This window comes from Arthrobacter sp. NPDC058192 (assembly GCF_042883665.1).
Lineage (GTDB): Bacteria > Actinomycetota > Actinomycetes > Actinomycetales > Micrococcaceae > Arthrobacter.
This window is the reverse complement of record NZ_JBHVVJ010000001.1, coordinates 431,521-444,707: the sequence shown is the minus strand read 5'-3', so window position 1 is coordinate 444,707 and position 13,187 is coordinate 431,521. Positions and strand designations below refer to the sequence as shown.

The following is a 13,187-nucleotide window of genomic DNA, read 5'->3' as shown; positions in this document are numbered from 1 at the left end:
GTTCGTGCCGGCCGTCAGAGCGGGTTCAGGCCAGCAGCAGGGCCACGCCGATCATGGCCGGCACCGCTACTACCGTAGTGATCAGCACCGTGTCCTTGGCGACTGTTACGCCGGTGCGGTAACGGCTGGCAGCGACAAACACGTTTTGGGCGGTGGGCAGCGATGCCGTGACGACGACGGCGAACAATGCCTTGCCTGACATGCCGAGGGCAAAGCTGGCGAACAGGAACGCCATCAGTGGATGGACGACGAGCTTGAAGAAGCTCGCCAGCAGGGCGTCCAGCCGGCGCCCGGCAGCCGCCTGCAGCGGCCTGGACCCGTTCAGGCTCATGCCGAACGCGATCAGCATGGCAGGGATGGCGGCCCCGCCGATCAAGTGGATGGGCTCCAGAAGCAGCGAAGGCACCTGCCACCCGGTTGCGGCAACGGTGAGACCCAGCGCAGTGCCCACGATCATCGGGTTACGCAGGATCATGAGCACGAACCTCAGTGGCGTGGTGCGGTGCGAACTGGTGGTGGCATCCAGGGCCATAAGGAACACGGGGGTAAAGAAGGCCAGCTGGAAGATGAGCAGGGGCGCCACGTAACTGGCGTCGCCGAGCACAAAGACGGCGATGGGAATGCCAAGGTTGGCAGAGTTGGCCAGGGATGCGCTCATGGAGGACATGAGGGATTCCGGAACCGTGCGCTTGAGCGCGAAGCGCACAATGCCGAAGAACAGCAGCGCCGTCGACACAGCTCCGACTGCCGTCACGAGCAGCGGCGCGGCAAAGACGTCGTGCAGTTTGGCTTTGCTGAGAGTCTCGAACAGCAGGGCGGGGCTGGCGACGAAGAAGGTCAGGGCGCTGAGGACGGAACGGGCGTTATCGCCGAGGATGTTCCGCCGGCCGACGAACATGCCGACCAGAATGATGGCCCAGACAACGAAGAACCCCGCCAGTACCCCTAGCATGCGGCGCCCCGCGGCGGGGCGGGAGGGCGGCGGGGAACGGTCACGGTTCCAGACTAATCAGCTTTATTCGCCGAAGTGCCCTAATCACGCCCGACGGCTGCATGCCGTGCGTCACGCCGGCCGGGCCGCCGTCAGATATGTCCGTGTCTATGTCCGGGGCGCTGCGCCGGCGCGGCTGCGGCGGGAAGCCGGGTGAGGCTAGCTGAGCGCCGCGTTGTTCAGCGCGTGCGGCGGGCGCATGAGCCCGGGGGTCATGCCCTCCGCGGGGTCGTTGCCGATCTGGACAATTTTGTTGTCCTGATCCACATGGACCACCTTCGGGTTGTACGCCTTCGCCTCGTCCGTGGTCATCTGGGCGTAGGTGATCAGGATGACGATGTCGTTCTCGTGCATCAGGTGGGCGGCGGCGCCATTGATGCCGATCACGCCGGAACCGCGTTCGCCGGCGATCGTGTACGTCTCGAGCCGGGCACCGTTGGTGACATCGACAATTGCCACGAGCTCCCCGGGGAGGATGTCCGCCGCCTCCAGCAGATCCAGGTCAACGGTGACGGAGCCGACGTAGTGAAGGTCCGCATGCGTGACCGTCGCGCGGTGGATCTTGGATTTAAACATTGTGCGATTCATAACGTCCCCAGTCTAACGCGGGCCCCACGTCCGCGCTGTGGCGCAGTGCACACGGGCAGGCAGCCGTATTCTCACGCGGGGTGGTCCGCCGGGGCGGCATTGAGCGTGCCGGCGGCCGTGGCCGGAACGATGGATGCCGCCGTCGCCGCCAGGATCTCCCGGGCTGCCAGAAGGGCCGGGCGTTTGGCGCTGGACCGCCGCGCCGAGGTGAACACCGTCCGGTGCGGATCTCCGGGCAAATCCAGGAGCTGTGCGCTGGTGCCGCGGCCCGTCCACACGAGGTCAGGCATGAAGGCCACCGCATTTCCGGATTCGATCAGGCGGATCTGGGCCTGCAGGTCGGCGGTTTCGAAGCGCACATCGGGTTCAAAACCGGCGCTCCGGCACGCCTGCTCGGCCCAGTGCCGGGAAGCGGCTCCGCGGGGTTCCATCACCCAGGGCAGCCCTGCGGTATCAGCCAGTGTCCGGATGACGGGGCGGCCGGGCGCGGGCGGCGGAACGGCGAGCCGGATGGCGTCAGTGGTCAGGCCCACGCGGTCCAGCTCGGCATAGTGCGGGGCGGCGTGTCCCGGGTACTGCTCGGCGATCACCAGGTCGAAGTCCCGGGCCCACGTCTCGTGAAGGGCCGTTTCCGGTTCCCGCTGCGTCATCTCCACCCGGACCTCCGGGTAGCTGGAGGACATCAGCGTCAGGGCGCCCGGCATGAGCGCCAGCGCTGCGGACTGGAACACCGCGATCCGCACCGTGCCCGTAACCGTGGTCAGTGACGCGGCCAGGTCGGATTCCGCCTGCTCCAGCGTCTCCAGGAGCTGGGACGTGTGGCTCACGAGTAGCTCAGCCTGGGGCGTCAGCTGGACCCGGCGTCCGGTTTTTCGGAGCAGTTCGACCCCAGCCTCCTTCTCAAGAAGGGCCAGTTGCTGAGAAACTGACGACGGGCTGTACTGGAGCGCCTCGGCCACTTCGGCCAATGTGCCCCGGATTTTCAGCTCACGCAGCAGTCGCAAACGCCGAACGTCGAGCATCATCGTTCCTTTGAGAAATTTAATGGTTATTGATTAAGAAAATTCACTTTATCTAATGCAATCAGGCTTGCATACTGTTGCGACACGGTAAGGCCCATCACAAAGCTGTTTGGTGGGCGTCACACCTATGCAGGAGGGCCTGATGGCTACACAAGATTTGGCGCGGTCGATCATGAGGCGCAAGCCGATCGACGACATTGAGGAAGAGAACCGGCACAGCGGACTGAATAAGAGCCTCGGGCTCTGGCAGCTGACGGCCATCGGCGTCGGCGGCATCATCGGCGTCGGTATCTTCTCGCTGGCCGGCCTGGTGGCCCACGGCAGCGAAAGCGAGCCGGGCGTCGGCCCCGCCGTCCTCATCTCGTTCCTGATCGCGGGCTTGGCCTCTGCCGCCGCGGCACTGTCCTACGCTGAGTTCGCCGGCATGATCCCGCGGGCCGGCTCGGCGTACACCTATGGCTACGTGGCCCTCGGTGAAGTGATCGGCTGGTTCATCGGCTGGGATCTGTTGCTGGAGTACATCGCGATTGTGGCGGTCGTGGCCATCGGCATCTCTGGCTACTTCGACGCTTTCCTCGCCGGCATCGGCATCCATATGCCCGCCTGGATGACGGCGACGCCGGATGAGGGCACGGGCGGGATCATCAACCTGCCGGCAATCCTCATCTGCCTGCTGGTGACCTGGATCCTTTCCCGCGGCACCAAGACCTTTGGACGCTTTGAAGTGATCGCCGTCGGGATCAAGGTGGTCTTGATCCTGTTCATCATCGGACTGGGCATCTTCTACATCAATACCCAAAACTACGATCCCTTTATGCCCAGCGGGTTCGGTCCCGTGGTGGCCGGCTCCGCCACAGTGTTCTTCGCGGTGTTTGGCTACGACGCCATGAGCACAGCGGCAGAGGAATCGATCGACGGCAAGAAGTACATGCCGAGGGCAATCATCTACTCTCTGATCATCGCCATGCTGCTCTATGTCGCCGCAACCCTGGTGCTTACCGGAATGCAGCACTACTCGGAGATCGACCCCAAGGCCGGCTTCGCCTCCGCCTTCAACAGCGTGGGGCTGCCGATCATCGCCACGATCATCTCCGTGTTCGCAGTCCTGTCCATCATGACCGTGATGCTGACCTTCCTCCTCGGCGTCACCCGCGTCTGGTTCTCGATGAGCCGCGACGGCCTGCTGCCGGGCTGGTTCTCCAAGACGGACCGGCACGGCACGCCGCAGCGCGTGACTTGGATCGGCGGTGCGGCCGCCGCCGTCCTGGCCGGCATCCTGCCGATCAAAGCCGTGGCAGACCTGACCAACATCGGCATTCTGGCTGCGTTCGTCGTCGTCTGCGTGTCGGTGATCGTGTTCCGCTACAAGAGGCCCGACGCCCCGCGGACCTTCCGCCTGCCGCTGATGCCCGTGGTTCCGGCGTTCGGTGTGATCGCCTCGCTGTTCCTGATGTTCCAGCTGCACTGGGAGACCTGGCTGCGCTTCGGGATCTGGCTCGTGATTGGCCTGATCATCTACTTCACCTACGGCCGCAAGCACTCGCTGATGAACCCGGACAGCCCGCGGCATGAGGAGCTCGTGGAGATGCACCGCCACGTCGAGTAACCCCAGGCACGCTCTCTCACTTGTGGCGGCACACAACCGGACGCTCCCTCAGTTTTGACCCAATATCGACGCACCCTCTCTCACTTCGGGGGAGAGGGGCCGTCGTTTCGTCGCGGGATGTGCGGGAGGGTCGGGTGGAAGGGGGCAGGAGGTGCGGGAGGGTCGGCTGGAAGGGGGCAGGAGGTGCGGGAGGGCCGGCTGGAAGGGGGCAGGACGTGCGGGAGGGTGGGGTGTGGTTTCCGAACGTTCGGGCGGGAAATTGAACCTTCGGTTTTTCTAACCGGTATCGCTCGGAAAAGGTCGCTTTATCTTATGGGACTCCAGTCGCATACTGATTCATAAGAGGTCCACATCTTGAGAAAGAACGAGTTTCAGCCATGACCAACATCTCGACGGAGCCGGGCGCAGTGACCGGCAGCGCCGCAGGCAAGGAAGCCCCGCACGCCGCCGTTTCGGAAGGCTCCACGGTCCTTGAGGCCGCCGCGCTCGCGGAGGACACTATCGCGCTGGTGCGCCACTGGCTCACCGAGGCCGCAAAAGTGCCCGTCGACGCCTCGGCCCAGCAGTTGGCCGGAGTCCTGAAGGACCCCAACGGCCTGGACTTCACGGTCGGATTCGTCGACGGCGTCATCCGCCCGGAAGACCTGCAGGTCGCCGGCCGCAACCTCGCCGCCCTGGCTCCCAAGGTGCCGGCGTTCCTGCCCTGGTACATGCGCAGCGCCGTCCGCGTCGGCGGAGCCATGGCCCCCGTTCTGCCCCAGGTGGTCATCCCGGTTGCCCGCCGCGTCCTGCGCGAAATGGTCGGCCACCTGATCGTCGATGCCACCGACGCCAAGCTGGGCCCGGCCATTGCCAAGATCCGCAAGGAGGGCATCAAGCTCAACGTCAACCTCCTCGGCGAGGCGGTCCTCGGCGAGCACGAGGCTGCCCGCCGGCTCGAGGGCACCCACACCCTGCTGGCGCGCCCGGATGTCGACTACGTGTCCATCAAGGTCTCCTCCACCGTGGCGCCGCACTCCGCCTGGGCCTTCGACGAGGCCGTGGAGCACGTCGTGGAGAAGCTCACCCCGCTCTTCACCCGCGCTGCCTCCTTCGCCGCCGGCGGGAAGAAGGCGAAGTTCATCAACCTGGACATGGAGGAATACAAGGATCTGGACATGACCATCGCGGTCTTCACCCGGATCCTGGACAAGCCCGAGTTCAAGAACCTCGAGGCCGGCATCGTGCTCCAGGCCTACCTGCCGGACGCCCTGGCCGCCATGATCCGCCTGCAGGATTGGGCCGCCGCCCGCCGCGCCGACGGCGGCGCCGCGATCAAGGTTCGCGTGGTCAAGGGCGCCAACCTGCCGATGGAGCAGGTGGAAGCGTCCCTGCACGACTGGCCGCTCGCCACCTGGAACACCAAGCGGGACTCGGACACCAACTACAAGCGTGTCATTAACTACTCCCTGCACCCGGAACGGATCCGCAACGTCCGGATCGGCGTGGCCGGTCACAACCTCTTCGACATCGCCTTCGCCTGGCTGCTGGCCAAGCAGCGCGGCATCGCGGATACCGCACAGCAGGGTATCGAATTCGAGATGCTGCTCGGCATGGCCCAGGGGCAGGCCGAGGCCGTCAAAAAGGACGTCGGCTCCCTCCTGCTCTACACCCCGGTGGTCCACCCCGCGGAGTTCGACGTCGCGATCGCCTACCTGATCCGCCGCCTCGAAGAGGGCGCCAGCCAGGACAACTTCATGTCCGCGGTCTTCGAACTCAGCGATAATGAAGCGCTCTTCGAGCGCGAGAAGCGGCGCTTCCTCGACTCGCTCGCCAAGCTCGACGACGAGGTCCCGCCGCCGAACCGCCGGCAGGACCGCGCCCTCCCGGCAGCCGAGCTGCCGGACGACTCGTTCGAGAACACGCCGGACACCGATCCGTCGCTGCCGGCCAACCGGAACTGGGGCCGCGCCATCCTGGGCCGCGTCCCCGGCTCCACGCTGGGCAACGCCGCCGTCGAGGCCGCCACGATCAGGGACGAGGCGACCCTGAACTCCGTCATCGAGACAGCCGTCGAGAAGGGCAAGGTCTGGGGTGCGCTGTCCGGCGCCGAGCGCGCCGCAATCCTGCACCGTGCCGGCGACGTCCTCGAAGCCCGCCGGGCCGACCTCCTCGAGGTCATGGCCAGCGAGACCGGCAAAACGATCGACCAGGGCGATCCCGAGGTCAGCGAGGCCGTGGATTTCGCGCACTACTACGCCGAGTCGGCCCGCAAACTCGACGACGTCGACGGCGCCACGTTCGTGCCGTCCAGGCTCACCGTCGTGACGCCGCCGTGGAACTTCCCGGTCGCCATTCCGGCAGGCTCGACGCTGGCAGCCCTCGCCGCCGGCTCCGCCGTCGTGATCAAGCCCGCCAAGCAGGCCCGCCGCAGTGGCGCCGTCATGATCGAGGCCCTCTGGGAGGCCGGCGTCCCGCGCGAGGTCCTCACGATGGTCCAGCTCGGTGAGCGGGAACTCGGCCAGCAGCTCATTTCCCACCCGGCAGTGGACCGCGTCATTCTCACCGGCGGCTACGAGACCGCAGAGCTGTTCCGCTCCTTCCGCAAGGACCTGCCGCTCCTGGCCGAAACCAGCGGCAAGAACGCCATCATCGTCACCCCGAGCGCGGACCTGGACCTGGCAGCGAAGGACGTGGCCTACTCCGCGTTCGGCCACGCGGGCCAGAAGTGCTCTGCCGCCTCGCTGGTGATCCTGGTCGGTTCCGTGGCCAAGTCCAAGCGCTTCCACAACCAGCTGATCGACGCCGTCACCTCGCTGAAGGTCGGCTACCCGGCGGACCCGGCGAGCCAGATGGGCCCGATCATCGAGCCCGCCAGCGGCAAGCTCCTCACCGCCCTCACCACCCTCGGCGACGGCGAGACCTGGGCAGTGGAACCCCGCCGGCTGGATGACACCGGCAAGCTCTGGCGCCCCGGTGTGCGCTCCGGCGTCAAGCGCGGATCCTATTTCCACCTTACCGAGTTCTTCGGCCCCGTCCTCGGCGTCATGACGGCGGAGACCCTTGAGGAGGCCATCGCGATCCAGAACCAGATCGAATACGGCCTCACCGCGGGCCTGCATTCCCTCGACGCCGACGAGCTCGGCCTCTGGCTGGACACCATCCAGGCCGGAAACCTTTACATCAACCGCGGCATCACGGGAGCAATCGTCCAGCGCCAGCCGTTCGGCGGCTGGAAGAAATCCGCCGTCGGCGCCGGCACCAAGGCAGGCGGTCCGAACTACCTCGTCGGCCTCGGCGACTGGGTCAGCAAGCCCGGCACCGCCGGCACCCCGGCCGTTGTCCATTCCGGTGTCCGCGGGATCGAGGACGCGGCCAAGGGCTTCCTGTCCGCCGAAGAACTCGCACCGCTGCAGCGCGCTCTGGCCTCCGACGCCGGGGCCTGGGCCGAGGAGTTCGGCACCGCCAAGGACGTCTCGGGCCTCAGCGCCGAACGCAACGTCTTCCGCTACCGTGCCCTGCCCGTCACGGTACGGCTCGCAGAAGGCGGATCGCTCGGCGACCTCGCACGGACCGTCGCCGCCGGTGTCCTGGCCGGTTCCGCGCTGACGGTTTCGTCCGCCGTCGAACTGCCCGCCGAGTTCCGCGCCGCCCTTGCCGGGCTTGGCATCACCGCCACTGTGGAGAACGACGCCGCGTGGCTGACTGCCGCCGGCAGGCTCGCCGCGGCCGGCAAGCTGTCCGGCGCCCGGATTCGGCTCATCGGCGGGGACACCCAAGCGCTGGCCGAGGCAACCGGCGGGCGACCGGACCTGGCGGTCTACGCCCACCCGGTCACCGAGGCCGGGCGCGTCGAATTGCTGCCGTTCCTGCACGAGCAGGCCATCAGCATCACGGCGCACCGTTTCGGCACTCCGAACCACCTCTCGGACGCCCTGATCTAGCACTGCTGATCTAACTCGGGCGTGCTAGTACGCCGTCGCCGCCGTGCCCCACCAGAAGGTGGGGCGCGGCGGCGCCGGCGTTAAGGGGGGCTTTGGATGGCCGGTTCGCCGGGTCGTAGGCGAACTACGCCGCCGGCGGAGGCCCGGCTAGCCGAAGTACCAGCCCGGCGGGGCCCAGGAAGCCGGGACCGCGTGGGCGGAATAATCATCGCAGCCCGAGCAGAAGTAGGTGACCTCAGCGAGCTTGCTGATGGAGCCGTCCCTGTGGTGGGTAGCCGGGACGAAAGACTCGAGGTAAATGAACTCGTCGGTGCCGCAGTGTTCGCAAAACGGATTGGCGACGTAGTCGGATTCGGCCAAGGTGGCCGGGCGGATGGTCCGCCGGCCCAGGCCGGAGGACTGGACGGCGCTGGAGGACTGGACGGTGCTGGAGGCCTGGGTGGGGCCGGAGGACTGGACGGCGCCGGTGTGCTGGGAGATACCGGGGCGCTGGGCGGCGCCGTGATGCGCCGTGGGGTTTGCTGGACGGACGGCCCGTGAGAGGCGGCCGGTGGGTGAGGGCAGTGTGTGGTGGTTCGTGGCTGGCGTCATTGTCGGCCTATCCCGAACGGTCCGGCACCCAGCCATACGGCGTCAGCGTCGGATAGCGTTCGTATTTCGAATCGCTGTCGAGGCCACTTCTTGACCTCGTACGGGTCGATCCTGGGTAGTGTCAGGATAGATGAAGTACTTGCACGGTTCAATGGTCAAGTAAGTACTCCGCCCGGCCGGGTAGCCCTTTCCGTAAGTACGGCCTGCGGCGTTCCGTGTCAGGCCTGGCGCTTCAGGGTCCGGCCCACGATGGCCTGGGTCAGGGCATCAATCACCTCGGCATTGGCCAGCGGATTGCGGATGAGCGTGAAGTCGACGTCGCCCACGGGCGGCAGGTCGAAGCGGCGGGTGATGATTTTCAGATCCTCCGGCACTAGAGAGGAGGGCATGACAGCCACTCCGATGCCGGCCCGGACGGCAGCGAGCACGCCGCTGATCTGGCGCGTGGTGCATGTGATCCGCCAGGTCCGTCCGGCGGCCTCGAGGGCGTCTATCGCAAGCTTTCGGCTCAGGCTGGGGGAGGGATACGCGATCAGTGGCACCGGGTCGGCCGGATCCAGTGTTGTCTGCTCCAGGCCCACCCAGGCGAAGGCATCCTGCTGCACCACCGTCCCGTCCTTGGCCCCGGCCACCCACTTCACAAACACCAGGTCCAGCTGGCCCGCGTTGAGCCGCTTGTAGAGCTGGTCGCTTTGGCCCACCGTCAGTTCGAGGTTGATCTGCGGATATATCTGCCGGAACTCCCGGAGGATCCGCGGCAGCCCGGTAATGGCGAGGTCATCGGCCGTGCCAAAGCGCAGCCGGCCGCGCATCGCCGATCCCGAGAAATAGCGGCTCGCGGCGTCGTGCGCCGCGACAATGCTCCGGGCGAAACCGGCCATGGCATCGCCATTGTCGGTGAGCCGCACGCCCCGGGTGTCCCTGGCAATGAGCACGCGCTTGGCGGCAGCTTCCAGCTTGCGGACGTGCTGGCTGACGGTGGGCTGGGCCAGCCCGAGGCGTTCTGCAGCCTTGGTGAAACTCAGCGTTTCGGCCACGGCCAGGAAGGAACGGAGCTGGGCGGGTTCAAACATCGGTGTCTCCCGGATCGGGCCCTCCGGTGCGTGCATTGCGATTCGTAATGCTAGTTATGCCGGGAATAGCCTTCCATAATCTTGTGGGGCCAGCCTAGCGTTAAGTCCATCCCGCTCACCCGCCCTCTTAAGGACTTTGCCGTGGCACCCCCTGCGCCGTTAGAGGCGAACTCAGCTTCCCTGCCGGACACCATCACCCAACCCATCGCCGTCGTCAACGAGCACCTCCCGTGGCGCCACACCTTTATCTCGCTCAAGGTCCGTAATTTCCGCATCTTCGCGACCGGTCACTTCATCGCCGTCGTCGCGCTCTGGATGCAGCGGATCGCCCAGGACTGGCTGGTGCTCCAGCTCTCCGGGTCGGTCACCGCCGTCGGCATCACCGTGGCGCTGCAGTTCCTTCCGTCCCTGTTCCTCGGACCGTGGGCCGGGATGATGGCGGACCGCTTCGCGAAGCGGAAGATCCTCATGCTGTGCCAGTCCGTGGCCGCGCTACTCGCTGCGTCCCTTGCCGTGCTGGCACTCAGCCAGCGGATCGAGGTCGCGCACGTCTACGCGATCGCCCTGGTCCTGGGCCTCGTCACCGTGCTGGACCAGCCGGCCCGCCAGGTCTTCGTCAACGAACTCGTGGGTCCGCGCTACCTGCGCAACGCGATCAGTGTGAACTCCACCATCTTCCAGCTCGGCGGCCTGATCGGTCCTGCCATTGCCGGGGTCCTGCTGACCGCCGTCGGCGCGGGCTGGGCGTTTGCCGCGAATGCCGTGGCCTGCTGCTGCACCGTGGCCATGCTCCTGAGCCTGCGCAAGGACCAGCTGCACGTCAGCACTCCGGTCGCGAAGCGCCGGGGCATGCTGAGGGAAGGGCTGGATTACGCGCTCAGCAAGCCCACGATCTACTGGCCCTGGCTGATGGCCGGGTTCGTCGCGGTGTTCGCGATGAGCCTGCCGGTGCTGCTCGCCGCATTCGCGGACCACGTGTACGACGCCGGTGCCGGCGGCTACGGCCTGCTCAACACGCTCGTGGCGCTCGGCGCGCTGGCAGGCGCCATTGCCTCGGCCCGGCGGCGCCGGCTCCGGCTGCGCTCCGTGGTTCTGGGGGCAGGGATGTACGGTCTCATGCTGTGCCTGGCGTCGCGCGCCCCGTCAATGCCCTGGTTTGGTGCGGCCATGGTGCTGGCCGGCTTCTGGTGCCTCATGTTCCTGACCGCCGCGAACCAGCTGGTGCAGGTCAGTGCCAACCTGGCGATCCGCGGCCGCGTCATGAGCCTGTACATCATGGTGCTGATCGGCGGCCAGGCCATCGGCGGCCCAATGGTCGGCTGGCTCGCCGAACACGCGGACCCGCATACCGCAGTCCTCATTGCCGGGGGCGTGCCGATGCTCGCCGCGATAACGGTCGCCGTCGTGCTGGCCCGGCGCGGGCAGCTCATGCTCAAGGTGGACCTGAAAGGGCGGCGCCGGCTGCTGCGGATCGTGCCGCAGGAAGGCCGCTAGCGGGACTATTCTTGTAGTGATTCGCCCCCTACCAACCTTGGAGGTTCCGTGATCCGGAAGGCCGGTGCCGGGGATGCTGCCGCCCTGGCTGACCTGGCGGCGGTGACCTTCCCCCTCGCGTGCCCGCCTGGCTCCTCGCCCGAGGACATCCGGCTCCACCTCAAGCGGACGCTCGGCGAGGACCGGTTCGCGGAGTACCTCGCCGACAGCAAGATCGCCGTCCTGGTGCTTGAGCGCGGCGGCCGGCTCGACGGGTACACGCTGCTCGTGGACCGGCCGGCAGCGGACCCCGACGTGCTCGGCGCACTCAGCGTCCAGCCGTCCGTGGAACTGAGCAAGTGCTACGTCCATCCGGACCACCACGGACGCGGCGCAGCCTCGTCACTCATGCAGGCTTCCTTGGGCTGGGCCGCGGACCAGGGAGCGGCAGGCGTTTGGCTGGGCGTCAACAGCGAGAACGCGAAGGCGATTCGCTTCTATGAGAAGTCGGGCTTCACCAAGGTCGGGACGAAGTTCTTCACCCTTGGCGATTCCGTGGAGAACGACTTTATCCTCGAGTTTGTGCTCCCGGCGAAGGGCTGACAACGCAGGTCCCGGCATTAGGCACAGACGTACGTCCACAGTGTACGTTTGTACATAACGCCCATGCGAAGGGGAATTTTGTGAAGCAGTATTTTGCCGGTGACAGCAGGACGATGCAGGAACGGATGCTTGCCGGAGACCTGTACATCGCCGACGATCCGCAGCTCGCCGCCGACAACAGGCGGGGCATGGAACTCGCCGACCGGTACGGCAGGACGTGGGCCGGGGACCGCGATGAGGCAAGACGGATCCTGGAGGACCTCCTCGGCTCGATCGGCGAGGACACGGAGATCCGGCCGCCGCTGTTTGTCGACTACGGCAAGTACCTCCGGATCGGCGCCCGGACCTTCATCAACTTCAATTTCACGGCCCTGGACGTGGCCGCCATCACCATCGGCGACGATGTCCAGATCGGCCCCAACGTCCAGCTGCTCACGCCCACGCACCCCGTGGAGCCCGGGCCGCGCCGGGACAAGCTCGAGGCGGCGCAGCCCATCACCATCGGTGACAACGTCTGGATCGGCGGAGGGGCGATCATCCTGCCCGGGGTGACGGTGGGGGAGAACTCGGTTATCGGCGCCGGGGCGGTGGTCACGAAGGACGTGCCGGCGAACGTCGTCGCCTTGGGCAATCCCGCCCGCGTCGTCCGCAGCATTTGAGCGAGCGCCGGTACGATCCCAACCGCCGGCAGCGGCTCATAGAGGTGACCCTCAACGTCATCGCGGAGCACGGTGTTGCCGCCACGACCCACCGGAAGGTAGCGCAGGCCGCGGACGTTCCCCTCGGATCGCTGACTTACCACTTCAAGGGCCTCGACGATCTGCTTGCCGCCGCCTTCACGAAACTTGCCGACGAGACCGCCGACGGATTCGAGGCAGCCTTGGCTGGCGCAGAGGGACCGGATGCGGCGCGGGAAGCGGTGGCGGCGCTCATCACCGGAGAGATGCTCGGGGGACGCCGGAACGTCCTGCTGACCTATGAGCTCTACGCCCTGGCCGCGCGCCGCCCGGACCTGCGCCGGGTGACCGACAACTGGATGGCCAGGAGCCGTGCCGCCCTGAGACGGCACTTCGATCCCGCCACAGCCGAAATACTCGACGCCCTGATCGAGGGTCTTTCCCTCCATCGGGCGCTTGCCCTGAACCCCATGTCCGCCGAGACCGTCCGCGAAGCCGTGAACAGGGTCGCGGGTCCGCTGTGAGCAGGCCCGCCGCTGGGTGAAAGGGGTTCCAGCAGGGACTCCCAGCATCGGCTGAAAGCCGGTTATGTTGTTCAGTGGCGGCCTGAGCAGAACACTCCCATAACATGTGTGCTGTG

The 13,187-nt window shown here is 66.6% G+C and carries 11 protein-coding genes; 6 read left to right on the top strand and 5 right to left on the bottom strand.

What is annotated here, in order from left to right; translation table 11 throughout:
- Positions 1–25: 25 nt before the first annotated feature.
- The 3 genes from ACFVVK_RS02090 to ACFVVK_RS02080 all read right to left on the bottom strand — a co-directional run bounded on the left by ACFVVK_RS02090 (position 26) and on the right by ACFVVK_RS02080 (position 2,601).
- Entirely contained in the window at positions 26–952 is a 927-nt protein-coding gene (locus ACFVVK_RS02090) for an AEC family transporter (protein ID WP_390262715.1), read from the bottom strand.
- Positions 953–1,150: 198 nt separating this feature from the next.
- The gene (gene panD / locus ACFVVK_RS02085; protein ID WP_390262712.1) at positions 1,151–1,579 is read right to left on the bottom strand and encodes an aspartate 1-decarboxylase; all 429 of its coding nucleotides are present in this window, start codon (positions 1,577–1,579) and stop codon (positions 1,151–1,153) included.
- A gap of 71 nt (positions 1,580–1,650) precedes the next feature.
- Entirely contained in the window at positions 1,651–2,601 is a 951-nt protein-coding gene (locus tag ACFVVK_RS02080) for a LysR family transcriptional regulator (protein WP_390262792.1), read from the bottom strand.
- Between the two features lie 142 nt (positions 2,602–2,743).
- On the opposite strand from ACFVVK_RS02080, the gene ACFVVK_RS02075 reads away from it, so the two are divergent.
- Both ACFVVK_RS02075 and ACFVVK_RS02070 read left to right on the top strand, forming a co-directional pair.
- Positions 2,744–4,207, top strand: coding sequence for an amino acid permease (locus tag ACFVVK_RS02075; protein WP_390262709.1), 1,464 nt, complete (start codon positions 2,744–2,746; stop codon positions 4,205–4,207).
- 377 nt (positions 4,208–4,584) lie between these two features.
- The gene (locus tag ACFVVK_RS02070) at positions 4,585–8,130 is read left to right on the top strand and encodes a bifunctional proline dehydrogenase/L-glutamate gamma-semialdehyde dehydrogenase (protein ID WP_390262706.1); all 3,546 of its coding nucleotides are present in this window, start codon (positions 4,585–4,587) and stop codon (positions 8,128–8,130) included.
- A 147-nt stretch (positions 8,131–8,277) separates the two neighbouring features.
- Here the strand turns inward: ACFVVK_RS02070 and ACFVVK_RS02065 are convergent, their stop codons facing one another.
- Both ACFVVK_RS02065 and ACFVVK_RS02060 read right to left on the bottom strand, forming a co-directional pair.
- A complete protein-coding gene (locus tag ACFVVK_RS02065) occupies positions 8,278–8,721 on the bottom strand; it encodes a hypothetical protein (RefSeq protein ID WP_390262704.1) in 444 nt (147 codons plus the stop codon).
- A 218-nt stretch (positions 8,722–8,939) separates the two neighbouring features.
- A complete protein-coding gene (locus ACFVVK_RS02060) occupies positions 8,940–9,794 on the bottom strand; it encodes a LysR substrate-binding domain-containing protein (protein WP_390262702.1) in 855 nt (284 codons plus the stop codon).
- Positions 9,795–9,935: 141 nt separating this feature from the next.
- On the opposite strand from ACFVVK_RS02060, the gene ACFVVK_RS02055 reads away from it, so the two are divergent.
- From ACFVVK_RS02055 to ACFVVK_RS02040, 4 genes are all read left to right on the top strand, one after another.
- Positions 9,936–11,288: an MFS transporter gene (locus ACFVVK_RS02055; protein ID WP_390262699.1), complete on the top strand. Its 1,353-nt coding sequence runs from the start codon at positions 9,936–9,938 to the stop codon at positions 11,286–11,288.
- Positions 11,289–11,336: 48 nt separating this feature from the next.
- Complete coding sequence (locus ACFVVK_RS02050; protein ID WP_390262697.1) at positions 11,337–11,870, top strand: GNAT family N-acetyltransferase; 534 nt, start codon at positions 11,337–11,339, stop codon at positions 11,868–11,870.
- Positions 11,871–11,983: 113 nt separating this feature from the next.
- Complete coding sequence (locus ACFVVK_RS02045) at positions 11,984–12,529, top strand: sugar O-acetyltransferase (protein ID WP_390262789.1); 546 nt, start codon at positions 11,984–11,986, stop codon at positions 12,527–12,529.
- Positions 12,526–13,071 carry a TetR/AcrR family transcriptional regulator gene (locus ACFVVK_RS02040; protein WP_390262694.1) on the top strand — a complete coding sequence of 182 codons (546 nt, stop codon included), beginning with the start codon at positions 12,526–12,528 and terminating at the stop codon, positions 13,069–13,071. The genes ACFVVK_RS02045 and ACFVVK_RS02040 overlap by 4 nt, the downstream gene beginning before the upstream one ends.
- The last annotated feature ends 116 nt before the right edge of the window (positions 13,072–13,187 follow it).

Excerpts from the sequence above, each read along its gene's own strand:
- ACFVVK_RS02090 (WP_390262715.1), bottom strand. The coding sequence starts at position 952 with ATGCTAGGGGTACTGGCGGGGTTCTTCGTTGTCTGGGCCATCATTCTG.
- panD (WP_390262712.1), bottom strand. The coding sequence starts at position 1,579 with ATGAATCGCACAATGTTTAAATCCAAGATCCACCGCGCGACGGTCACG.
- ACFVVK_RS02080 (WP_390262792.1), bottom strand. The coding sequence starts at position 2,601 with ATGCTCGACGTTCGGCGTTTGCGACTGCTGCGTGAGCTGAAAATCCGG.
- ACFVVK_RS02075 (WP_390262709.1), top strand. The coding sequence starts at position 2,744 with ATGGCTACACAAGATTTGGCGCGGTCGATCATGAGGCGCAAGCCGATC.
- ACFVVK_RS02070 (WP_390262706.1), top strand. The coding sequence starts at position 4,585 with ATGACCAACATCTCGACGGAGCCGGGCGCAGTGACCGGCAGCGCCGCA.
- ACFVVK_RS02065 (WP_390262704.1), bottom strand. The coding sequence starts at position 8,721 with ATGACGCCAGCCACGAACCACCACACACTGCCCTCACCCACCGGCCGC.
- ACFVVK_RS02060 (WP_390262702.1), bottom strand. The coding sequence starts at position 9,794 with ATGTTTGAACCCGCCCAGCTCCGTTCCTTCCTGGCCGTGGCCGAAACG.
- ACFVVK_RS02045 (WP_390262789.1), top strand. The coding sequence starts at position 11,984 with ATGCAGGAACGGATGCTTGCCGGAGACCTGTACATCGCCGACGATCCG.